The 21,182-nt window shown below is 70.6% G+C and carries 24 protein-coding genes and 1 pseudogene; 6 read left to right on the forward strand and 19 right to left on the reverse strand.

Annotation, left to right across the window (positions count from 1 at the left end; all coding sequences use genetic code 11):
- The 6 genes from BMW99_RS28720 to BMW99_RS28745 all read right to left on the reverse strand — a co-directional run.
- Positions 1–230: helix-turn-helix domain-containing protein (locus tag BMW99_RS28720; protein WP_218159322.1), on the reverse strand; the 230-nt coding region annotated here is incomplete at its 3' end.
- 316 nt (positions 231–546) lie between these two features.
- Positions 547–1,923, reverse strand: coding sequence for an IS1380 family transposase (locus BMW99_RS28725; RefSeq protein WP_069462214.1), 1,377 nt, complete (start codon positions 1,921–1,923; stop codon positions 547–549).
- Between the two features lie 122 nt (positions 1,924–2,045).
- Positions 2,046–2,429 (reverse strand): nuclear transport factor 2 family protein, encoded by a 384-nt coding sequence (locus tag BMW99_RS28730; protein WP_245791668.1) that lies wholly within the window; start codon positions 2,427–2,429, stop codon positions 2,046–2,048.
- Positions 2,430–2,799: 370 nt separating this feature from the next.
- Positions 2,800–3,144 (reverse strand): hypothetical protein, encoded by a 345-nt coding sequence (locus BMW99_RS28735; protein WP_069462213.1) that lies wholly within the window; start codon positions 3,142–3,144, stop codon positions 2,800–2,802.
- Between the two features lie 46 nt (positions 3,145–3,190).
- Positions 3,191–3,823, reverse strand: a complete 633-nt coding sequence (locus BMW99_RS28740; protein ID WP_069462212.1) for a TMEM175 family protein — start codon at positions 3,821–3,823, stop codon at positions 3,191–3,193.
- 264 nt (positions 3,824–4,087) lie between these two features.
- Positions 4,088–4,402, reverse strand: coding sequence for a hypothetical protein (locus tag BMW99_RS28745; RefSeq protein ID WP_075017834.1), 315 nt, complete (start codon positions 4,400–4,402; stop codon positions 4,088–4,090).
- A 270-nt stretch (positions 4,403–4,672) separates the two neighbouring features.
- On the opposite strand from BMW99_RS28745, the gene BMW99_RS28755 reads away from it, so the two are divergent.
- Both BMW99_RS28755 and BMW99_RS42315 read left to right on the forward strand, forming a co-directional pair.
- Positions 4,673–5,512 carry a hypothetical protein gene (locus BMW99_RS28755; RefSeq protein WP_069462210.1) on the forward strand — a complete coding sequence of 280 codons (840 nt, stop codon included), beginning with the start codon at positions 4,673–4,675 and terminating at the stop codon, positions 5,510–5,512.
- A gap of 81 nt (positions 5,513–5,593) precedes the next feature.
- Positions 5,594–5,800, forward strand: a pseudogene (locus BMW99_RS42315) (transposase); the annotation flags it as partial.
- On the opposite strand, the gene BMW99_RS28765 reads toward BMW99_RS42315, so the two are convergent.
- Positions 5,793–6,200: a hypothetical protein gene (locus tag BMW99_RS28765; protein WP_245791671.1), complete on the reverse strand. Its 408-nt coding sequence runs from the start codon at positions 6,198–6,200 to the stop codon at positions 5,793–5,795. The pseudogene BMW99_RS42315 and the gene BMW99_RS28765 sit on opposite strands and share 8 nt — an antisense overlap.
- Positions 6,201–6,448: 248 nt before the next feature.
- Positions 6,449–6,655, reverse strand: coding sequence for a hypothetical protein (locus BMW99_RS40885; protein ID WP_141726005.1), 207 nt, complete (start codon positions 6,653–6,655; stop codon positions 6,449–6,451).
- Between the two features lie 346 nt (positions 6,656–7,001).
- On the opposite strand from BMW99_RS40885, the gene BMW99_RS28770 reads away from it, so the two are divergent.
- A complete protein-coding gene (locus BMW99_RS28770) occupies positions 7,002–7,490 on the forward strand; it encodes a hypothetical protein (RefSeq protein ID WP_075017836.1) in 489 nt (162 codons plus the stop codon).
- 294 nt (positions 7,491–7,784) lie between these two features.
- Here BMW99_RS28770 and BMW99_RS28775 read toward each other — a convergent pair whose 3' ends face one another.
- Complete coding sequence (locus BMW99_RS28775; RefSeq protein WP_079138188.1) at positions 7,785–9,134, reverse strand: pentapeptide repeat-containing protein; 1,350 nt, start codon at positions 9,132–9,134, stop codon at positions 7,785–7,787.
- A 192-nt stretch (positions 9,135–9,326) separates the two neighbouring features.
- Positions 9,327–10,223 carry an alpha/beta fold hydrolase gene (locus tag BMW99_RS28780; protein ID WP_069462068.1) on the reverse strand — a complete coding sequence of 299 codons (897 nt, stop codon included), beginning with the start codon at positions 10,221–10,223 and terminating at the stop codon, positions 9,327–9,329.
- A 511-nt stretch (positions 10,224–10,734) separates the two neighbouring features.
- On the opposite strand from BMW99_RS28780, the gene BMW99_RS41510 reads away from it, so the two are divergent.
- Positions 10,735–11,610, forward strand: a complete 876-nt coding sequence (locus tag BMW99_RS41510) for an alpha/beta fold hydrolase (RefSeq protein ID WP_069462067.1) — start codon at positions 10,735–10,737, stop codon at positions 11,608–11,610.
- Between the two features lie 13 nt (positions 11,611–11,623).
- Here BMW99_RS41510 and BMW99_RS28790 read toward each other — a convergent pair whose 3' ends face one another.
- Both BMW99_RS28790 and BMW99_RS28795 read right to left on the reverse strand, forming a co-directional pair.
- Positions 11,624–12,730: a hypothetical protein gene (locus BMW99_RS28790; protein ID WP_075017837.1), complete on the reverse strand. Its 1,107-nt coding sequence runs from the start codon at positions 12,728–12,730 to the stop codon at positions 11,624–11,626.
- Between the two features lie 175 nt (positions 12,731–12,905).
- Positions 12,906–13,892 carry an ArsR/SmtB family transcription factor gene (locus BMW99_RS28795; RefSeq protein WP_075017838.1) on the reverse strand — a complete coding sequence of 329 codons (987 nt, stop codon included), beginning with the start codon at positions 13,890–13,892 and terminating at the stop codon, positions 12,906–12,908.
- 249 nt (positions 13,893–14,141) lie between these two features.
- On the opposite strand from BMW99_RS28795, the gene BMW99_RS28800 reads away from it, so the two are divergent.
- Entirely contained in the window at positions 14,142–14,714 is a 573-nt protein-coding gene (locus BMW99_RS28800) for a hypothetical protein (protein WP_075017839.1), read from the forward strand.
- A gap of 266 nt (positions 14,715–14,980) precedes the next feature.
- On the opposite strand, the gene BMW99_RS28805 is transcribed toward BMW99_RS28800, so the two are convergent.
- The 7 genes from BMW99_RS28805 to BMW99_RS28835 all read right to left on the reverse strand — a co-directional run bounded on the left by BMW99_RS28805 (position 14,981) and on the right by BMW99_RS28835 (position 20,509).
- Complete coding sequence (locus BMW99_RS28805) at positions 14,981–16,351, reverse strand: 8-oxoguanine deaminase (RefSeq protein ID WP_069467286.1); 1,371 nt, start codon at positions 16,349–16,351, stop codon at positions 14,981–14,983.
- Between the two features lie 34 nt (positions 16,352–16,385).
- Positions 16,386–17,294 (reverse strand): factor-independent urate hydroxylase, encoded by a 909-nt coding sequence (pucL, locus tag BMW99_RS28810; protein ID WP_069467287.1) that lies wholly within the window; start codon positions 17,292–17,294, stop codon positions 16,386–16,388.
- A 5-nt stretch (positions 17,295–17,299) separates the two neighbouring features.
- Positions 17,300–17,743, reverse strand: a complete 444-nt coding sequence (uraH, locus tag BMW99_RS28815) for a hydroxyisourate hydrolase (RefSeq protein ID WP_079139059.1) — start codon at positions 17,741–17,743, stop codon at positions 17,300–17,302.
- Positions 17,740–18,249, reverse strand: a complete 510-nt coding sequence (uraD, locus tag BMW99_RS28820; RefSeq protein ID WP_069467291.1) for a 2-oxo-4-hydroxy-4-carboxy-5-ureidoimidazoline decarboxylase — start codon at positions 18,247–18,249, stop codon at positions 17,740–17,742. Before uraD ends, uraH begins: the two co-directional genes overlap by 4 nt.
- A 150-nt stretch (positions 18,250–18,399) precedes the next feature.
- Positions 18,400–18,867, reverse strand: coding sequence for a helix-turn-helix domain-containing protein (locus BMW99_RS28825; RefSeq protein ID WP_079139060.1), 468 nt, complete (start codon positions 18,865–18,867; stop codon positions 18,400–18,402).
- Positions 18,864–19,127 carry a hypothetical protein gene (locus BMW99_RS28830; RefSeq protein ID WP_069467288.1) on the reverse strand — a complete coding sequence of 88 codons (264 nt, stop codon included), beginning with the start codon at positions 19,125–19,127 and terminating at the stop codon, positions 18,864–18,866. Before BMW99_RS28830 ends, BMW99_RS28825 begins: the two co-directional genes overlap by 4 nt.
- Before the next feature lie 47 nt (positions 19,128–19,174).
- Complete coding sequence (locus BMW99_RS28835) at positions 19,175–20,509, reverse strand: amidohydrolase (protein WP_075017840.1); 1,335 nt, start codon at positions 20,507–20,509, stop codon at positions 19,175–19,177.
- A gap of 323 nt (positions 20,510–20,832) precedes the next feature.
- Here BMW99_RS28835 and BMW99_RS28840 point away from each other — a divergent pair, with 323 nt between their 5' ends.
- On the forward strand, positions 20,833–21,018 hold the full coding sequence (locus BMW99_RS28840) for a thiazolylpeptide-type bacteriocin (protein WP_075017841.1): 186 nt from the start codon (positions 20,833–20,835) through the stop codon (positions 21,016–21,018).
- Positions 21,019–21,182 lie beyond the last annotated feature (164 nt).

The following is a 21,182-nucleotide window of genomic DNA, read 5'->3' on the forward strand; positions in this document are numbered from 1 at the left end:
ACCGTTGCCGGCATCTCAGGCCACTGCTCAAGCAGTTCACGGATCTGCGGCTCGACCACATCTACGATCGAACCCTTCGGCGCCCGCTGATACTTCGGCGGCGCATCGTCCGCGATCGCCCTGCGGACAGTGTTTCTCGCGATGGCCAGCTTCCTCGCGATCGCCCGCACCGGCATCTGCTCGGCGCGATGAAGCCGGCGGATCTCCGCCCAGTCCTCCACGCTGATCACCCATCCTCCCGGCCTGACTCAACGAGCCAGACCCTTGAAGGGGGTCAACTTTCAAGCGCCGCCACTGGTCCACTTTTCAGCCGTCGCCGACACAGCGGTCCTTGAGGTGGCCTTCCACTGCTTCCTGAGCCGGCCCAGGGCCCGCCCGCCGTCTAGCCTCGATCTTTCGTGACGGTCCGTGGGATTCTGTGGGGGCTGTTTCGGTCGTTCAGGCTGATCACAGGCAGGTCTGTAGCCCGACTGTCGCGTCGGGTGGGCTCCGGGTTCCACGGCTCCGGTCGGGGTGGCGCTGCTCGTAGGGACGGGGAGTTGCTGGTCACCCAGGGTTCGGCAGGGCCGCGAGCCGTTGTTGGGCTGCGGTGATCAGCTCGGTCCAGGGCCAGTGCCTGGCGAGGCGGAGGTAGCGGCGGCGGCTGGTGGTGACGAGCTGGGCTGCGGCTGAGAACAGCCGCAGCCGCAGGCGTTTGGGTTCCCACAGCCTGCTGGAGCCGGTGAGGGCGAGCATCGGCATCCAGGCCAGCAGGTCCAGGGCGAGCTGGACGATCTCCAGCCAGATCTGGTTCTGGGCGAAGCCGTGGAACGGGAGGTTGCGCAGGCCGGTATCGCGCGGGTTTCGGATGCGGTCCTCGCAGCGGGCGCGCTGGCGGTGCCGCAGTTCGAGGGCGGCGATCGCCTCACCGGGGGTGTTGGTGGCGAAGCAGGTCAGGCGCATGCCGTCGGCGTTGGCGAAGCGGAGCTGGGCGCCGGGGTGCGGTCGTTCCTTGCGGACGATCAGCCGCATCCCCTTCGGCCAGCCGGTCAGGCAGTCCCCGGCGAGTTCGGCGACCCAGGCGCTGTCGCGGACCTCGCCGCCAGGCTCGACGGTGGGTGTCCAGGCCGATGCCGGGACGTGGAGCACAGCGTGGTGAATGGCGTCGGTGATGGTCATGCCGACCGAGTACGACAGCCATCGTCCCCGAGCGGTGAGCCAGTTGACGAACTCGTGGGTTCCGCCGCCGGAGTCGGTGCGGACCAGGGTGCGGCGCCCGCGCCGGTACTTCTTCGGGAGCTGGGCCAGGGCCAGTCGGGTGGCGGTGATGTGGTCGGCGGCGGTGTTGCTGCCCGCATTCCCCGCTCGCAGCAGGCCCGCCACCGGCTCACCGGCGCCGCCCGGCCCGTGGTCGACGAATCCCATGAGGGGGTGGTGGCCAAACGTCCGCTTCCAGGTCGCTGCGGCGTCCTGCTTGTCCGAGTGCGAGATCACCAGGACTCCGTCCAGGTCCAGGGTCACCTGCCCGCTCTGGTCGGGGGCTGCGTCCCCGGCCAGGGCCCACAGGTGTTCGCGGACTTGGGCGCGGGCCCGGCGGATCGCGGTCAGCGCACGCTTCCCGCTGCCGGCGAGCGTGTCGACCAGGCGTGAGACGGTCGGGTCGGAGGCCACCGGCCCGAACACCGCTGGTTCGGCCCTGAGCACCTCGATGTCGGCCAGGCAGTCTCCGCCCAACGCCACCGCCAGCGCCACGTCCAGCAGCATTTTGCCCGGATCGTGCACCGCCCGCGCCTTGCGCCACGGCGCCAGGGCTGCTGATACCGCCGTATCCAGACCGCTCTTGCGGACCGTCTCCACCAGCAGCACAGCCCCGGCCTGCGAGACCGCGCCACGACCGCCGCCCTCGACACGGACACGTGGATACAACCCGATACGCTTGTTCACCTGGGGAGTGCTTCTTTCCTCGCAACCAACAGGACTCTCGACAAGCCCTATCGTTGCAGGTCAGGGGCACTTCCCGCTTTTATGATCAAGTCTCGGACAACCCACCTCGCGAAAGCGCGGGTTTAGGAAACATCCTTGCGCAACGACGCGATGAGGAGGTCAAGGTCCCCGCGCGCCGTGTACCTACGGATCGGGTCGATGTAGTCGCGGGACTCGATGATCTGACCGTCCCGGACACGCATGACGAAGACGCAGGGCACCTTGGCCATGGAGTCGTCCGGCAACGTGAATTCATAGGCGAACTCAGCGACGATCACCTCAGGATCGGCGGTCTCGTGAACGACGACATCGACGACGCGCCTCTTCGGCAAGGACTCCCGAACTTCCGGCGGCACCGTGAAGTGCTCCTGGAGCGCACGCCGACTCGTCAGCGGCTCGGACTCCGGCGTCGCCATCGGGTGCCGGACATCGGTGACCTCGCCGTACAGGTCGGGCAACTCGTTCACGTTTCCGTCGGCGACCCCATGAACAAGCCGGAGAAACACCTCGCGCGGACTCAGACTCACAAGATCTCCCCAAGTAATACGCACAGACAGCCAGTGATCATTACCGCCTGATGCCGGTCGGTCTTGCGGACCGTCTCGACCAGCAGCACCCCACCCGCCCCCCGAACGACGGCCCCACGGCCGTCGCCCTGGACGCGGACATGCGGATACAGGCCAGTGGCTTCACCTGGGAGGTGCTCTTTCGACAGCAACCGACAAGACCCTAGAGAGGTCCTATCGTTGCAGGTCAGGAACGCTTCTCGCATGTCTGATCAAGTGGCAGACGGCGCCGCTCGTGAAAGCCCGAGGCTAGTGCGGTGACCGCAAAGGTTCACCTGGTTTGCTGGCCTCCGGGCGGGGACTGCTTCTTGCGCTGGCTCTCGATCTCGGCAGACAGCACGACCATGTTGTGCAGATGCGTGTAGTACTTGGCCGCGTACTCGTCGTCGATCGCCGGAAGTACCTTCCCGAACGCCGACGTCAGCCGCGTCAGGCGTGCGTGGGCCTGTTCGCTGAGCAGGTCCTCGTGGACGCAGGCGGCGTAGGCGTAGGCGTCCGAGTCGAGCATCACCATGTCCCGGCCCTCGATGTCCAGGCCGCGGAAGCCGGGCGGGAACGGCCTGGCCATGTGCTCTGCCATCATCTGCGCAAGCGCGTCGGGCTTCTCAGCAAGCATGGGGAGATCGTGCCAGGCAACCCGGCGAACCTTTGCGGTCACAGCACTAACTGCCAGAAGACGCCGAGGGCGCGGCCTCCGCCTTGGTCGGCACCGGGACCTGGTTGAACGCGTAGTAGACGGCGATCAGGCCGTGGACCGCGAGCGTCAACGGGGCCGAGACGAACGACAGTCCCACCGTGATGGGGTACACGATCGAGCCCAGCGCGAACCGTCCCCGGGTGGCGCGGGCCGCCTCGACGTCCACGCGGTCGTCGAAGAGATGACCCGTACGCGTGAGGTGCCACCACATCGCCCCGAAGACCAACGCGTGGAAAACCAGGAACAAGCTGTACACGGCCAGGGCGACATGCGCCGCGTTGCCCTCCCGCAGATACGCCGCGACCACCGACGCCGGCCATGGCAACGCCGCCACACCCATCAACAGCATCAGGTTGAGGAACAGCAGCGTTCGGTCCACCCGGGCGATGTACTGGAAGATCGTGTGGTGGTTGACCCACATGATGCCGATGATCAAGAACGTCACGACGTACGCCGCGTATGACGGCCACATCGCGCCGATCGCTGACCACAGGTGATCGGCCGCACCCTCAGGGACCTTGATCTCCAGCACGAGAAGTGTGATCGCGATCGCGAACACCCCGTCGCTGAACGCCTCGACGCGTCCCGACTCGTTCATCCTGTCCCCCTGTTGGAAGCGGCACGTGTCGCGGCCGCTCAGCCTCGCGTGATCGCCTCCAGAACGTAGCGGCTATCGCCGCGTCCGGTGCGCGTTATGTGTGTGGCCAGCGCTGGCGCGACGGTACTGGGTGGGAGACGAGGCACCCAGTGACCTGCACTTCGGCCTGCCGGGGCTCAGCGCTGGTCACGTTCCGCCGTTCGCCCCTGTTCCCCGTGACTTCCCGCCCGATCTGGCGTGGTAGTGGCACGGGCACTCACCTCGTCAGTCTTGCTCGGTATCGCAGGGCTCAGCCGCGGCCCGACGCCGCGCGTTCAGAAGGAAGAGCAGCGCAACAGTGACCGCCAGCATGAGACTCACCGAGTCAGCTATATCGACAACGGTGAAGGATGCCCCCAGCAGGTGCGGCACCTTGGCGATCATCATGCCGAAGCCCATGAGGAGGGGAGGCCACGCCGAGGAGTGGCGCATGACCTGGCCAGGACTCGCGCGTTTCTTCGCCCTCGCCCGCTGCCACCAGAAGAGGCCGGCAGACAGAAGGACCAACACACAACCCATCACGACGACAGACCAGTCCATGAACCCGAGCATCGATTCCCCTCCCTCGGGACGGCTTCCTCCTGCGGAGTATGACGCTGTAGGAGAAGCCCAACAGTGGTGGCGGGCCGTGGACGCACCCCACCTCGTCGCCCTCGCGCGCGCCGGGGCCCGATTCGAACGCGGAGTCCTGGTCGAGGACACCGGAACTCTGGTTGCCTGAGGAGGACGGCCGCGATGCCCCCGGAGGCGCGACTTGCGGCGGGCCCGTTCGTCGCTGGGATGTCAGTGGCATGAGGTTGACTGTCGGCCGTGGGAACCAAGGCATTCGTCGACAGCTTCTGGCGCCTCATCAACGGGAATCCCCCTAATCTGGATGCACCCGTCATCCTGGAGGCCCCGCCGGGCACTGACCTGCATGAACTCGTCGCGGAATTCGGCCGGTGGGCGGGGCAGCACCGGAATTTGGCAGCGGCCGGGTTCGTCGATCCGTCGCTCAGCAAACGCACCGGCCTGCCGCTGGCCGAGCCGTTCGGGGCTGGGGAATTGCTGGAGATGCGGGGCTGGGTCTACCGGAACCGCTGGGTGGGGTGCGGCCTGGTCGCGTCCCCCGACTGCCCACGGGCTGTCGCCGTGATCGCCCACCGCGAGGACCCGGCGGCTGCCGGTTTCCCGCAAGGCGCGTCCTGGGCCGAGAAGCTGCGCATCGTCACCGGTTGGGAACCGATACCAGGGCCGCGTGCGGACTGGGCCGCCATCGAGGCCGATCTCGACACAAGGCTACCCAGCGACTACAAGGAGATCGTCGACCTGTTCGGCGCGGGCAGCTTCGACGAGTACTTCGAGCTCGCCGTGCCCGGCGGCCCCGGCGCCGGCCGCAACCCGTGGAACAGGTACGGCCCCGACCTGGCATCCGGTGAACTCGTGCCTTGGGGCTGGTCAGAATACGAGCTCGGACTCATGTGGTTGACGGGCTCGACCGATCCTGACGAGTGGACTGTGGTCACGCAGCCGGAAGGCGACGACGAGCAGCAGTTCGATTGCGGAGTTGCTGAGTTCATCTTGCGCATGCTCACGGACGTGCAGTTGGGATACCCCATGAGCCTCGCCTCCGGGCACTTCTTCGTGAGCTATGGCCCGCTGCACTCCTGACAGCGATCCCGAGCCGGGCGTTGTTCCGGGATCGGCGGGGCGAACTATCCACAAGATTTGACTAATGTTCGTTGATCCGATGTGTCCGTCCGGTTATTGATCAGTGATGCGATGTGGGACCGGATCGAGCCGCTGATGCCGGCCGATCCGGTCCGTGGTCGGCGGTGGGCCGATCACCGCCGGACCTTGGAAGCCATCGCGTGGAAGTACCGCACCGGTCGCACTCCACCTCGCCGCCATCCTCATGTGGGCACGGCGATGACGACGAAGCGACGGCGATTCAGTCGTAGAAGAAGAGCTCAAGGTCCTCGACGGATCCCGGCCCGGTGAGAAAGCCCTCAGCCTTCGCGATCTCCCCTTCTGGCGGCAGCTCACCCTTCAGGAGCTGCCGCATCCAGATTTCTCCTTGCTCGCCAACCGCGTAGATGCCAGACAGCAGCTCGGCCATGCCAGCAGGGTTCGGCGGGACGTGTCCGGCGACGGGTTGGAGCACCCATCCACCTGATCGGGCAGCGAGCCGCAGTACCCCGGCCCAGTTCGCGATCCTCCCGATACGTACGTGCCACGAGTCCTCGGTGAACGGGTCCATCCGTCCGTCACGGAGAGGGTTCGTGGCGGCGCCGATGTCCTTGATGACTCGCCGTTCGACGGCGTCACGGACCCAGCGCCCCTCCTGCGCTTCTTCCATCGCGGCCTCCCACCACTTCCACCCGCCGTTGAGTCGGTCCGCGAATCTATCCATGTGGACAGGCTTCCATCCACGATGCCGCAAGCTTCAAGGGGGCGCAGATCAGTGGATCGCCCCATCAAGGAGACAGGCTCTATGGGGCCGACGGTCGACGGCGGTCGTTGACGTCGTCAACGGTGTGGGCACGGCTTCTCTGCATCACTGGGAGTCGGTGCGGTTGCTGTACTTCGCTGCTGTACCGCAACGGGTCAGGGCGCGCTCCTTTCCTTCTCGAACTTGCGTCCCAGGAAGTACGCGGCTCCGATCCCCGTGGCTGTGAGGATGACGCGGATGGCTTTGTCATCTTCGGTCACTGCCATCAGGAACACCACCGCAACGTAGGCGGCGTGCCACCCACGCCGGATCTGCCGCATGGGAGACCTACGGACTCGACCACGCCGCTTCAGTTCGATCAAAGCTGCCCACCTGCTTTCGCTCGCCGCACACCCTAGCCACAGACAATCCCTGGCCCGCGCGCGAGGAAAGCGGGCCGCGATGACGGCCCGGCCGGCTCAGGCGATACGGCGTCGGGCGGTGGAGCGCGCAGCGTCGCGCTTCCCCACACGCATCAGTGACCGAAGCGCGCAACGGTTGGCCCGGCTCTTCCGCAGTGATGGGGCAGGGCCCGGATAGGGGGACGCACACCGCAGCCTGGTAGAGACGCGCTGAGCGTGCCGGGAGAACTTGCTGGAGTCCCCCCACCCACCACCCTCAACTCAATCGGGGTGACCGGCGGGTCCGCCGCACTGTAGAACCCGACGTGTGACCGTCTTCTACTGCGCCAAGTGCGGAACCGAGCTCACCGAGGAACTGGTGGCATTGCCGGTCGTCCCGGACGTCGACGACGCGGATGACGGCCGGGACAAGGAGACCGGTCGGGCTCGTTCCACCGTCTCACGCGGCCACTACGCCATCGATCCCGGTCCGTGGGGTGCCCCGTTCGTCGCAGGAGCCGCACCTGGTCGGCCCGCCCGGGGCACCGGCCGCAAGCTGCTGCGAATCGGCTTCGGGGCGACCATATCCGCCGGCTGGCGTGACAGCGTCGTCGTACACCCGGACGATGTCCTGCCACGCCTGGAACCCTTCATACTCGGGGACAACTGGTCTGGGTGCTGCGGCCCTACCGCCGCCCACGGCCCCAACCTGGCGTGCCTCTGTGGATCTCGCCTGGCTACCTGGGCCGCCGACTGCATAGGCCCCCACGAACTCCACCTCGATTCGTTGCGCGTGTACGCCTGGCATCAGGACTGAGCAGCCAAGGACCCCCGAAGGTCGAACACGGCCATTGGACAAGGCCGCACCAGAGCGAGGCGGGCTCGATGTCCACCCGCTCATAGTCGAAGACACGGCCCTTGTACCGCGCAGGGCCGATGGTGACCGACGAGATGAGGAAGCGCAGGATGGCGTTGCGCCTCTCGTCGGTCATCGACTTCGCGAACCAGGCGTCGCGGGCTCCGGGACCGGTGGCCCCTCCAGGACCTCGAACGGCCTGACAACCGCGCGCCGCTGGAGCTTGGCAATCCGCAGCAGCTTCCTGAACCGTTGCTACCAGCCGGACGCGAGAACAAGCCCCGAAGGCAGGGGACCTGGACTCGACGAGGGCAGCCCCGCCGGCCGAGCACCCGAGACGCTGTCAAAGCTGACGGTACCGCCGCCGAACAGAGCCCTGTCAAAGCTGACTGCGCCGCCGCCGAACACCGCGCGGCCAAAGCTGACCGTGCCACCGATGAACTGCGCGCCGTCGAAGTCGATGGTGCTGCCGGCGAACTGCGCGCCGTTGAAGTCGATGGTGCTGCCGTCGAACTCTGCCTGGTCGAAGCTGACCGCGCCCCCGGTGAACGCTGCGTCGCCGAACGCCACCGTGCCACCGGTGAACGCCGCGCCGTTGAAGTCCACCTTGCCCTCGGCAAACTGCGTGCTGCCGAAGATGACCTTGCCACCCGCGAACCGGGCGAGGCTGAACGTGACCCGGCTACCGGCGAACTGCGCGAGGGTGAACGAGACCCTGCCACCCGTGAACTCGGCACCGATGAAGCTGACCAGGCCAGCAGTGAACCGCGCGCTTTCGAAGCTCACCGTACCGCCGGCGAACCGCGCTTCGTCGAAGTCCCCGCCGTCGAAGACGACGCCGGTGAAGTCCAGGTCGTGTCCACTCCAAGACCGGCGGGCGTCGGTGTCGAGGCGGAGGTGGTCACGGATGAGGCGGATGACGGTGTGGCGGACTTCGCGGTTGGCCAGGAAGTCCTGACGCAGGGCGGGATCCCCGGCGGGAAGGTCGGCTTCTGCCGTGTAGGGCAGGCGCAGGTAGGCACACAGGACCTCGATGCAGGTCTGCCGCAAGTCCCGGCTGGGCGCGTCGTCTGCGAGTCCGGCCAGCGCGTGCACCCCGCCCAGCCGTACTGCGGCGCTCGTGTCGCCGAGTTGGGAGACGGCGGCGGTGAAGCGTTCGGTGTGCAGGCGGGTGGCCTCACGTAGCGCCCCGTCCTCGTCCACGATCTGTTTGCGGAAGGCGACGACCAGGGCGACCAGGGCGCCGGAGCCGGCGACGACACCGAAGGCGAGCTTGACCAGGTCGAACAGGGTGTCGGAGGACAGGCGGTGCTGCGGTTGGAGGCCGTGGGCGTGCAGCAAGTGCCAGCCGGCGTAGAACACGCCGGCGGCTACGGCGATGGCCACCGCGAACGCCCCCAGCAGGACCGGGCCGACCGGGGCCAACGGCAGTTTCGGCGAGTCGGTCCGACGGCGAAGGAAGCGTTGCCTCACCCCCACAAAGACCTCCGGGACGCATTCACGGTTGCGGTTGCGACTGACGTCGGGGCAGCCACTGATCGGGGCATGCCCGGCCGCTCCAGAAGTGGGAAGTCTACGAGGCGTCGGCCGGCTGGTCGACGGCATGTGCGTGCCAGCCCGGGGCTATAACGGGGACCGTCCACTGCACCTACCGCCGGCCGGACTCCGCAGTCGGCGGCGGCGCGAGGCGACCGACGCAGAGCCCAACTCCCTGATGCGCTCCGGGCCGTCGGCATCGACAGGACACCCAACCGACGCCGCCGGCTCAAAGGTGACGGGGCCCGTGGGCCGGGCCGGTTACGCCCCACCGCCGGTGAATTCGCGCAGCTGCTGCACGACCTGCTCCGGCTGTTCTTCGGATATCCAGTGGCCCGAGTACTCGATGGGTCGGACGGTGACGTTCTCCGCGACCTCCGAGAGCATGTCCTCCGCTACGGGCAGGAAGAAGCTCGCCGTCCCTCCGATCGCGAGCACGGGCATCTTGAGCTTTCCCTGCTCCGACAGGATCCGCTGGTTGTCCCGTGCGTCCTGCTCGAACGCCCTGAAGAGCTCAAGACCGGCCCGCATCGCTCCGGGAGCCGTGTAGTCGGCTACGTAGTGCTCCGCCTCCTCTATCGGTATCGCATCGGGATTCGCGCTCAACTTGACGTAGAACGAACGGATGTACGCGAACTCGCTGCCGGCGATCAGCTGCTCGGCGGCGTTCCCGGGTGCGCCGTGGAAGTGGAAGTGCCACAGCGGGTCCTGACTGAACGTGGTTGTGGCCAGCACGCTCTCGTACGCCTGGGTGCCCGGGATCGGGGCCTCCGAGACCACGAGACGCTCGACTTCGCTGGGGAAGAGGGTGGCGTACGCGTAGGTGACCAGCATGCCGAGGTCGTGGCCGAAGAGCGTGACCGGGTTCTTCACACCGAGATGGTCGAGCAGCGCCTTGAGATCGCGTGCCATCGTCTGCTTGTCGTAGCCGCCCTCCGGCTTCGACGAGCCGCCGGCTCCCCGCACGTCGGGGGCCACCACGAACCAGCCGTCGGCCTGGAGGGGCTCCATGATGAGCCGGAACTCACGCCAGGTCTGGGGCCATCCGTGGACGAGCACGATGGTCCGGTCCTTGCCGCCCTCGCCCGGTGTCGCGCCCGCCGTCACGTAGTGGGTACGCACGCCGTCGTGGTCGAACATGTTGTGTCGCAGTGCCATGTCGCTGCCTCCGACGAGAACGGGCAGAAACGCGCGGGCCGACGTCGGCGGACCTCTGTCAGGGCGCCCGGAGACCGCATGCCGGATTCGAGAGCGGCATCATCGAATCTCCGACGGCAACCGCGCTGGCACATACGATCCAGGTCCGGCGCTGTCTGCCCTCCGGAGAGATACTTCTCCCCGCTTCGTCGAAGGTACCTCCGGAACAGCGCGCATGCGCGCGGGGAGCCCGCGCGAGAACTCACGCAACCTGCGCGGCATGCGGAGAGTCCTCACGGTTTTACACAGTGTCGCTGCTCAAGTCGTCGCTCCGAGAGGCACGGTGAGCGACGCCGGGTGTAGCCGTCCCTGCCCCGTCCGGGGCCACATGCGGGTCCTGTTCACCCGGGCTAGCGTGGTGAGAGCGGCCGGCCCCGGCGCGGCACCGACTCGGGACGGATGGCGCTGCGACGGGTCGACTCGCCCAAAAACCCAAAAACCCAAAAAGAGGTCAAGCGAAGAGGCGAGCACGATGCCGTTTTCTCAGCCCACTCAGGGCTTCCGGCTCCACTACGAGCGCTCGGGCCGAGGGACTCCCGTTGTGCTCGTGCACGGCAACCCGGGGGATCACATGGAGTACTCGCGGGTGATTCCCCTCCTCGGGGACCATGTGGACGCGCTGACTCCTGACCTCCGCGGTTACGGAAAGTCCGACAAGCACCTGGGGGAGGACATCGGCAACGCCTACTCGCTCACCGGCCAGGTGGACGGTGTCATAGCGCTCATCGATGAACTGGGCGTCAGCAACGCGGTCCTGTGCGGGTACGACGTGGGCAGCTTCACCGTCCAGACCATCGCGATGAAGCGACCCGACCTGGCGCACTCGCTGGTCATCGCACCCCCGACGTTGGGCGTCGGCCGTCGCATCCTTGAGGAGAAGGCCGTCAACGCCTTCCTGCACGCCATCCTCTACAAGACACGGCTGGTCGAGGACCTGATCGACGGAAAGCCCGAGGCCGTCCGGGCCGCCCTGCGTGAGAATCTGGAGAGCTGGTCGCCTCCTGGTTCGCCTGCGCCGGAGGCGCTCCTCGACCACCTCACCGAGAACCACTCCGCACCCGGCGAATTCGTTGCCAGCGCCATGTGGTTCCGGTACCCGGAAGGAAACCCCATCACCTTCTACGCCAACGAGACGAAGCCGGCGCCGGCAGACCGATTCTCCAAGAACATCACGATCCTCTGGCCGGACAGCGACGCACTCTTCCCGACGGAGTGGAGCGACGCGCTGGGTGACTACTACAGCGACTACGATCTCCACACCATGGAGAACACCGGCCACTTCAGCCCGGTCGACTCCCCGGAAACGTGGGCCGCGCACATCCGCAAGCATGTCGAGGCTGTGTCGTAGGCCCACGCCAGGGTCAGTCCAGGGTCCACGCGTGCAACGTCCTGCCGGCGTCGGCGAAGGTGTACCAGCTGCCCTCGCCGATCGCGAAGGGTGGGCTCGTGACCGTGAAGGGGTACTCCACCTGCACGGGCGCTCGTTCCAGGGACACGTCGATCAGCCAGTGCCGTCCCTCGCCCCACTCCTCGTCGCTCTCGACCGTCCCGGCGATCACGGTCGTCTCGTCGAGGAAGCCGCCCGCCCAGTCCCAGGCCGCGTACACCTCGTCGTTGTCGGCCTCGGCCTTCGGGTGCCGCGGGACCGAGGACTCGGCGAACGCCTCCGCGAGCACGGATCCGTCACGGGTGCGGTGGACCGCCAGACGGTCCTGGTCGTGCGTGACGCTCAGCAACAGGTCGCCCGACGGGCTGAGCCCGGTCAGCGCCAGGTCCTCGTCCTCGAAGCGGTACACGGTCAGGCTCTGCCCGTCCCAGCGCCCCCAGCGGGCCGGAGCGCCGTCCTGTCCCTCACCGATGCTCAGCCCCATCTGCCGGGGATCGGGGTGGGGCACGTGGACGCTGCCCACGGCCGCCGCCCGGGCGTCCGTCCGTGCGAGGACCCGGCCGTCACCCGCGTCCAGCACCACCCACTCGTCCAGCGTGTCCATGTCCAACCTGCCTGTGGGCAGCGGCCCGCGGACATGCGCCCACACGAGCGTCCCGTCCGCCGCGAACCCGGCGGAACCACCTCCCGCGTAGCGATGGTCCGGATCGTCCGCGTACTCGTCGAACGAGAGGTGCGTCTCCCGACAGGATCCGTTCCAGCAGCCGTGGCGCAACTGCCAGCGCACCGAACCGTCCGGGGCCACGGCTCGTAGCTCGTGAACTCCCGCGAAGACGGCGAGACGTCCGTCCGGTGCCACCGCACTGGTCCCGTAACGCGCCGGCCAGGGAGCGGGAAAGCGGGCCAGTTCCTCCGCCTTCCGCACGGGAGAGGCGCCCAGACGCCAGGCCACCAGCTCGGTGTCGCCGCGCTGCGCGAGTATGCGGTGTCCCGGCAGGCCCGTGACGGCCAGAGCGCTGGGCTGCGACGAGATCTGCGGGTCAGCGACCAGCGTGGCGGCGAGCTTGGCGGTGGAAGGCATGGGGCAACTCCCTGAGCGGTGACGTCGGTTGCAGACTACGCACGCCACCGACGGCCCCGGCCACCACGGTCCGCCGACGCCGTGCGCAGTCCGGTCGCGCGCCGTTCCGGCGGGGGGTCGGCGAGACAGGTAACGGCCGTTGTTCACGGGTACGGAGTGCGGGGGTGGGGACGTCTCACGCGGTGGCGCCCGCGAGGAGGAGGCGGCCGAGGGGGGTGCAGGTGTGGCGGACCTGTTTGCCGTCGCGGACGGTGGCGATCAGGCCGGCCGCGCGCAGCGTCTTGGCGTGGGAGGAGGCCGAGGCGGGACTGACGCCCAGGGCGTGGGCGAGGCCCGTCGTGGTGTGGGCGTCGCTGAGCACGTGGAGGGCGTGCGCGCGGGTGGCGCCGAGGAGCGCGGCGAGGCGGTCGGCGGACGGGCCGTCGGGCGCGGGGACCATCGGCAGGGGCGTCAGGGCGCTGTACACCAGCAGCAGTGAGCCGTCGGGGTGGCGGACCCGCAGCGGAACGCCGCGCCACAGCAGGGACGGCATCAGGGTCAGCCCGCCGCCGTCCAGGGGGACCGTCGCGGGGCGCCGGCCCGGCAGCAGCAGGTCGGCGCCGGACCATGTGGCGCCGGGTACGAGGCCGGCGAGCATCGCGCGCAGCCCCTGCTCCTGGAGGACGCGGCCGCGCCAGGCGACGTCGGCGGCGTAGCCCTCCCGCAGCCGCTGCCACCAGGGGTCGAGCAGTGCCCGCCGGCTCTCGGCGAGCGACCTCGTCAACTCCCGCCAGGCGGAGGCGTCATGGCTCTCCACCGCGGCGGTCCACGCGCCCGTGGCGGGCCGCCGGTGCCCGTGCCACAGGCGCGCCAGTTCGGCGGCGGCCTGCCGGCGGCCGGTCGCGGCGACCCGGTCCAGCGCCTCTCCGAGGTCGGCCACCGGCGGGTCGAGGAACGTCGGGCCGAGACCGTCGGGGCGCAGCAGCCCGAGCATCCGGCCGGCGGACGAACCGGCGCGGGCGGACAGCCTGTGCGTGGTGGTCGTGCGCCATCGCGCGAGGGACGGGTCGGGGCTGCCCGCCCGGAGCACCGCCAGCGCGAGGCCGGTCTCGATCAGCGGCGCGGGCTCGGGCGCGAAACGCACCCGCAGCAGGTCCTCGACGGTGAAGCGCAGGGTCGTCACGGCCCCTCCCCTCGGCCCTCCGGCACGGCCCGGCGCCCGACGCGGCCTGCCTCGTTTCCGGCTGGGCCGAAAGGTTGGCCGCCCTGCGTCCGGCGCGTCACGCTCGACCGTACCGGACCCCGTCCGGCATCACCGCGGGAAGGTCCACATCCGCTCGCGCACGCGCCCGCGTCAGCCGCGGGCCCACTCGGCGACCGGCCACGACCCCGCGAGCGAAGCCCAGCACCCCGAAACCCCTCGGAGCCACGTATGAGACCTCTCCACCGGACGGCCGCGCTCACCGCGTGCGTCGCCGCTGCCCTGGCCGCGACCCTCGCGCCCGCGGGCCCCGCCCAGGCCGCGACCCCCGCACCCCAGGTGACCGGCACCCTTCCGGGACCCTGGCAGCCGTACCGCAGCAAGCCGTTCGTGGACGCCGCCGGCGACGTCTGCGACTTCGCCCTGCGCGGCGACGTCGTGGAGGACGGCGAGCAGATCAGGACCCTGGCCGTGGACGCCGCGGGGACGCCCACCGCGCAGGAGGTCACGGGGCCGCTCGTGCTGCGGTACACCGACGAGGCGACCGGGGCGTTCGTGGACCGCGATCTGGCGGGCACGGCCTGGCTGTTCCACCACCCGGACGGCAGCCAGACGTGGCTGGTCGCCGGCCATCTCGGCCTGGGCATCCATGCGGCCAATCCCTACCAGCCGCGTGGCTACTCGGTGGTGGGCGGTGTGCTCGCGCTGAGTATCGGCACCGACCACTTCCCGCACGTCACCGCGCACGCCGGGCCGACGGAGGACGTGTGCGCGACGCTCACGTCCATGCCGCCCTCGTCGTAGACCACGACCACCCGCACGACCGCGGTCGTCCGAAGGGACCGCGGTCGTCCGAAGGGACCGCGACCGCATGTCGCCCCCGGCCGCGGGATCCGGTCGAGGATCCGCTGCCGGGGGCGACGGGGCCGGGCCCCGTTTCAGGCGCGGGGTCCGGCCACCGGCCGGGGGCCGTCCCTCCCCGGCCGGTCGCTGGTGGCCGCCGAAGTGGCGGGTCGCTGGTGGCCGCCGAACCGGCGGGTCGCTGGTGGCCGCCGAACCGGCGGGCCGGATCAGGCGATTCCGGCGATCTCCGCGAGCCGCCGCGCTTCCGCGCGGGTGAGCCGGGCCAGGTCGTCCTCGTCGACGCGGGTCAACCGGTCCTGCTCCACCACCGGTTCGCCGTTGACCAGCGACAGGGTGACGGGGGCCGCGGCGCCGAGGACGAGGGCGGCCACCGGGTCGGCGATGGAGGCGTGGGCGATGGTGTCGAGCTTCCACAGCACGAGGTCGGCGAGCTTGCCGGCCTCCAGGGAGCCGATCTCCGTCGCACGGCCCAGGACTTGGGCGCCTCCGTAGGTGCCCAGGCGCAGCGCCTGGCGGGCGGTGAGGGCCTTCTCGCCGCCACCGAGGCGGTTGATGAGGAGGGCGTTGCGCAGTTCGGTGTGCAGTTCGCCGGACTCGTTGGAGGCGGTGCCGTCGACGCCGAGGCCGACCGGCACACCGGCCCCCAGCATGGCCGGTACCCGCGCGATGCCCGCGGCCAGACGGGCGTTGGACGACGGGCAGTGCGCGACGCCGGTGCCGGTGCGCGCGAAGGCCGCGATGTCGGAGTCGTTCATGTGGACGCAGTGCGCCATCCACACGTCGTCGCCGAGCCAGCCGGTGGACTCGAAGTAGTCGGTGGGGCCCATGCCGAACAGCTCGTGGCAGAACTTCTCCTCCTCCACCGTCTCGCTGCCGTGGGTGTGCAGCCGCACACCTTTGCGCCGGGCCAACTGCGCGGCTTCCCGCATCAGTTCGGTGGAGACCGAGAACGGCGAGCAGGGCGCCGCGGCGATCTGCAGCATCGAGCCGAACGAGGCGTCGTGGTAGGTGTCGACGGCCTGTTCGGTGGCCAGCAGTGCCGCCTCGGTGGTCTCCACCGCGAAGTCCGGCGGGAGTCCGCCCTGGGACTCGCCGCGGTCCATGGAGCCGCGTGCCGCCGTGAAGCGGACGCCCAGCTGTCCGGCGGCGCGGATCTCCGCGCCGAGCAGGTCGCCGGCACCGCGCGGGAAGACGTAGTGGTGGTCCATCGCGGTGGTCACGCCGCCGCGGGCCATGACGGCGAGCGAGCCGGCCGCGGCCGCGTACACCATCGGCTCGTCGATCCGCGCCCACGTCGGGTACAGCTCCACCAGCCAGTCGAACAGGTTGCTGTCCTGGGCGAGCCCGCGGGTGATCCACTGGTAGAAGTGGTGGTGGGTGTTGACCAGGCCGGGGGTGACCAGGTGGCCGGTGCCGTCGATCCTGCGGACGACGCCGGTCAGGCCGGCGGGTGCGGGTCCGGCGCCCACGGACTCGATGACGTTGCCCGCCACCACCACGTGTCCGGTGGCGTGTTCGGTGTCGTGGGCGTCGACCGTCGCGATGGCGGCGTTGTCGATGACGATGCGCTGGGTCATGTGCGGTGTGCCTCTCGTCCTCGTCCGTCGCGGGTCAGTCCGTCACCGGGATCCGGGCGTCGGCGCCGTCGCGCAGCACCGTGCCCTCGATGAGGCCGTAGGGGCGGTCGGCGGCGTGGTAGACCTCGTTCTCGTTCTTCAGGCCGAACGGCTCCAGGTCGACGAGGAAGTGGTGCTTGTTGGGCAGCGACAGCCGCACCTCGTCGATGCCCGGGTGGCTCTCGATGACGCGCGAGCCCATCGCGTACAGGGTCTGCTGGAGCGACAGCGAGTAGGTGCCGGCGAAGGCGTCCAGGAGGTGGCCGCGGACCTGCTCGTAGGACTCCTCCCACGCGGGCGGTTCGGCGCCGGCCGGGTCCCCGGTCCAGGAGAACCGCCAGCGGGCGGTGACCTCGGTGGCCAGGATCCGGTCGTGGGTTTCCCTGAGCGTGGTGTACGGGTCCTTGGCGTAGCCCCAGAACTCGGAGTCGGTGGAGTTGAGCACCACCAGGTCCTTGAGGCCGGAGACGACCTGGAACCGCTCGCCGTCGTAGGCGACTTCGGTGGTGGGGGTCTCCTGGCCGCCGCGGGCGAAGGAGTGCCCGGTGGTGCCGATGCGCTGCCAGGCGTACTCCTCTATCCGGATGCGGGCCCGGTGGATCTGCTCCTGGCTGGTGACGAAGTGCCGGGCGAGGTGGATGCCGAACGCCTCGGCGGACGCGATGCCGTGCTCCTTGGCGAAGGCGAACACGGTGTTCTTGGTGGTGTCGGTCGGCAGCACGTTGGCGTTGGAACCGGAGTAGTGGACCGCGTCCATCTCGCCGGACAGGGCGACGGAGACGTTGAGGTCCTTGATGCGGTGCGTCGCGCCGTCGCGGACGACCCGCACCACGCGGTTCTCCGCTTTGCCGTACTGGTTCTGGCCGAGAAGGGTCGGGCGGGCAGGGCGGGGATCGGCGGTCATCGGTGCTAGCTCCCTCGGTATACGGAGTAGCCGAACGGGTTGAGCAGCAGCGGCACGTGGTAGTGCTCGCCCGGCGTGACGGCGAAGACGACCGCCACTTCGGGGAAGAACACCGCGGTGCCGCCGTCCCTTGGGCGGGGGGCGTCCTGCTGGGCCTCGGCTTGGTGGGTGAGGTACGGCTCGACGGCGAAGTCCAGCCGGGCGTGCGTGGTGTCTTCCGGCGGGGCGGGCAGGTCCTTGCAGCGGCCGTCGGCGTCGGTGGCCGACGTGCCGTGCGCCGCCCAGGGGGTGCCGGCCCCGGCGCGGACCGACAGGGTGACCGCGACGCCCGCCGCGGGCCGGCCGCGGCTGGTGTCGAGGATGTGGGTGGACACGGACGCGGTGTGCGGCGGGTGCGCGGGCGCGGCGTCCGCGCGGGCGGTGTCCTCGGGCTGGGGCGCGGCGGTCATGCGGGGTCCTCCTCGGGCGCGGCGAGCCGGGTGAGCCGGATCCGGTTGATCTTTCCCAGTTCGGTGCGGACGATCTCGCGCTCGGTGTCCGGGGTGTTGCCGATCCGCTCCTTGAGCGCGGCGAGCATCTGCGCGCCGGTGCGCCCGGTGGCGCAGATGAGGAAGACGTGCCCGTGGGCGTCCTGGTACGCGAGGTTGAGCCGCAGCAGTTCCTCGCGCTCGGTGTCCGCCACGCCGCGCTGTTCGCGGGCCGAGGTGGGGTCGCCGGGCTGGGGGCGGCCGATCGGGGGGTGTCCGGCCATGGCCTCGCCGAGGTCGTCGGCGGTGAGGGCGGCCATGGCGGTGTCGCTCGCCGCGAGCAGGTCGTCGAGGCGGGCGTAGGGCCGGCCCGCGGCCACCGCCGCGCCCCAGGCCGCGCTGCCGCACACGTCGTGCAGGAGGGCGGTGGCCTCGGGAGCGGTGGCGGCGTTGAGCCGGGACAGTCCCGGCGGTGCGCTGGAAGTCACACCGGCAACGTAGGAGCCGCCGCCGCGCAACGTCAACAGTTTGTTGAAAAAACGTGGCCGGAGGGAATCCTCTGAACGTCGCACGGGGAGGCGGCCCCCGCCGCCGTCCGGGGCACGGCGGGGCCGCCGTGGCGCCGCCGCGGGCTCCGGTCACCGCTCGTCGCGAGCGGCGTTCTCCCTGTTCAGGTAGTTGTAGACGGTGAAGCGGCTGACGCCGAGCGCGGACGCGACGGTCTCCACGCCGTGCCGCACGGAGAACGCGCCGCGCTCCTCCAGGATGCGCACCACGTTCTGCTTCTCTTTGCGGCCGAGCTGGGCGAGCGGGCCGTGGCGGCGCTCCATGTCGGCGAGGATGTGGTCGAGCGAGTCGGCCAGGTGGGGCAGGCGTACCGCCACGACGGGCTCCCCTTCCCAGTCGAGCACCACGTCGTCGCCGCGGGCCTCGGCGGGCGCCACCAGCTCGGCGCCGATCGCGTCCGCGAGCGGCCGCACCGCGTCGGTGAACGGGTGCCGGGCCGGGGCCGCGGGGCCGCCGCGGGCGCCGCGCCCCCCGGCGGCGGACGCGGAGCCGGAACCGGCGGCGGACGCGGCGGCGGGCCCGGAGGGGGAACCGGTCATGCGAGCCCCTCGCCGTCCCGCTCGGGCAGCGCGTTGACCTGGAGGGACACCCGGGTGGCGCCCGCGGCGAGCGAGCGCCGCAGCACCTCGGCGACGGCGTCGACCACGGCGTCCACCGACCCCTCGGCGGTGTTGCCGAACGGGCCGACGTCCACCGCCTCGAGGGCGCCGCTCTCCACGACCTCGCGGGCGGCCAGGGCGTGCTCCGGCGGCTCCTCCAGGTCGAACGGCTCGGTCGTGAATTCCAGCCTCAGTCTCACCAGGGCCCCCAGGCCGGGCTGCGTGCGGGGCAGCCGGCGACTCGCTCTCAGCCCTCCACCGCGGAGGGCGTCTGAGAGGCGACCTTAACCGACCCGGCGGGAGCCGCAAGGTGGGTGAGAGCGGCCGCGGACAGGGCCCGGACGCCGGTGCGCAGGGTGAGCCCGACGTGCGGCCGGAACCGCGGGGAGTGGTTGCCCGGCACGGCCGCGAGACGCTCGGCGGCGGTGGCACCGGCCGCCGCCCACTGCTCGGGTCCCACCGCGCCGAGCATCCAGTAGCAGGTCCTGATCCCGGCGACGCCGTGCAGGTCGCGGCCGGCCGGTCCGAGCAGCGGGAAGTCCTCGGTCGCGGTGGACGGCTGCCAGCGGGCGACGCGGCCGGCGCCGAACGCGTCCTCGTGGGCGCGGCGCACGGCCGTCGCCGCCTCGGGGTCGTTGACGGTCGTGCCCGAGCGGTTGACCACCCGGATCCCGGGTGCGCGTCCGGAGCCGGACGCGGCCGCCTCGGCGTGCACGATGCGGTGCACCGCGGCGAGCGCACGGTCCAGCGTCTCCGGGGCGAACGCCCGCAGCGTCACCTCCAGTTCGGCCCGGTCCGGGATGACGTTGCCGGCGCCGCCGGCGTGCAGCCTGCCGACGGTGAGCACCAGCGGCTCGCCGGGGCCGGTCTCCCGCGACACCACGGTCTGCAGCCGCAGCACCAGCGCGGCCGCGGCGACCACGGGGTCGACGGCCAGCTGCGGGGCGCCGGCGTGTCCGCCGCGGCCGTGCAGCACCACCTCGACGGTGGCGCCGGCCGCGAGCACGGGGCCGTCGCCATGGGCGACCATCCCGGCCGGGAGCGGCACGGTGTGCTGGGCCAGCACCACGCCGGGCGCCGGAAAGCGCCGGTACAGGCCGTCGGCGAGCATGGCGGCCGCGCCGGTCAGCGTCTCCTCGGCGGGCTGGCCGACCACGACCAGCGTGCCGCTCCAGCCCGAGGCGGTGCGGGACAGCAGCGCGGCGGCGCCGGACAGGCAGGCCAGGTGCATGTCGTGGCCGCAGGCGTGCATCACCGGCCGCGGCGCGGTGACGGCGCTGGCGTACGGCAGACCGGTGTCCTCCCGGACGGGCAGCGCGTCGAGTTCGGCGCGCAGCAGCACGACGGGCCCCGGGCCGTTGCGCAGCACGCCGACGACGCCGTGCCCGCCGACCCCGCGGGTCACCTCGTAACCGTCGGACGCCAGCCGCTCCGCGAACCGGCCGGCGGTGCGCGCCTCGACGCCGGACAGCTCGGGGTGGCGGTGGACGTCGAGGTAGAGCTCGGCGGCCGGACCGAGGACGTCGGCCAGGCCGGGGAGTTCGGCCGACGACGGGGTGGTGGTGCCGGGTTCGGCGGTCAACGGGCCCTCCGGTGCGGTCGGTTCGGAGCGGGGCTGCGGTACGGGGGACGGCGCGCGATGCGGTGGCGGAAGGGGCGACGGTGCGCGGTGCGGTGGCGGAAGGGGCGACGGTGCGCGGTGCGGTGGCGGAAGGGGCGACGGTGCGCGGTGCGGTGGCGGAAGGGGGAACGGTGCGCGGCGTGGGGGCCGGAGGGCCGGCCGGGGAGTGCGAGCGGAACGGTGCGGACGTGACAGCGGGATGACAGCGGATGTGCCAGTGGACGCGCGTAGAAAAGGGTGCGCAGCCCGGACCGGGCCGCGTTCCCTGCCGGAAAGGGGTCACCATGGCCGACATCAAGACCACCGCGCCGCTCGCCTCCCTCGCCCAGGAGATCCTGGAGCTGGAGTCCGAGACCTTCGAGATCACCGACTACTCCGACGCGAGCGAGGTCATGCTCGGCTCGTCGACCAGCTGCTCCAGCACGAGCACCTGCTCCAGCACCACCAGCACCACCAGCTGCACCGCCTGATCCCAGGATCGGCCGTCCGGGCCCGTGGCCTCGCCCTCGCGAGGCCACGGGCCCTTCGCCGTGCGCGCGCCGGGCACCGTGCCCGCGGCGGCGAGAAGGCCGCCGCGGGCACGGTCCCTGCGCGGCCGCACCGGGGAGAGCCCCGGGGCGGGCCGCGGGGACGG

Origin of the sequence: Actinacidiphila rubida (assembly GCF_900110255.1) — a bacterium.
Classification (GTDB): Bacteria; Actinomycetota; Actinomycetes; order Streptomycetales; family Streptomycetaceae; genus Actinacidiphila; species Actinacidiphila rubida.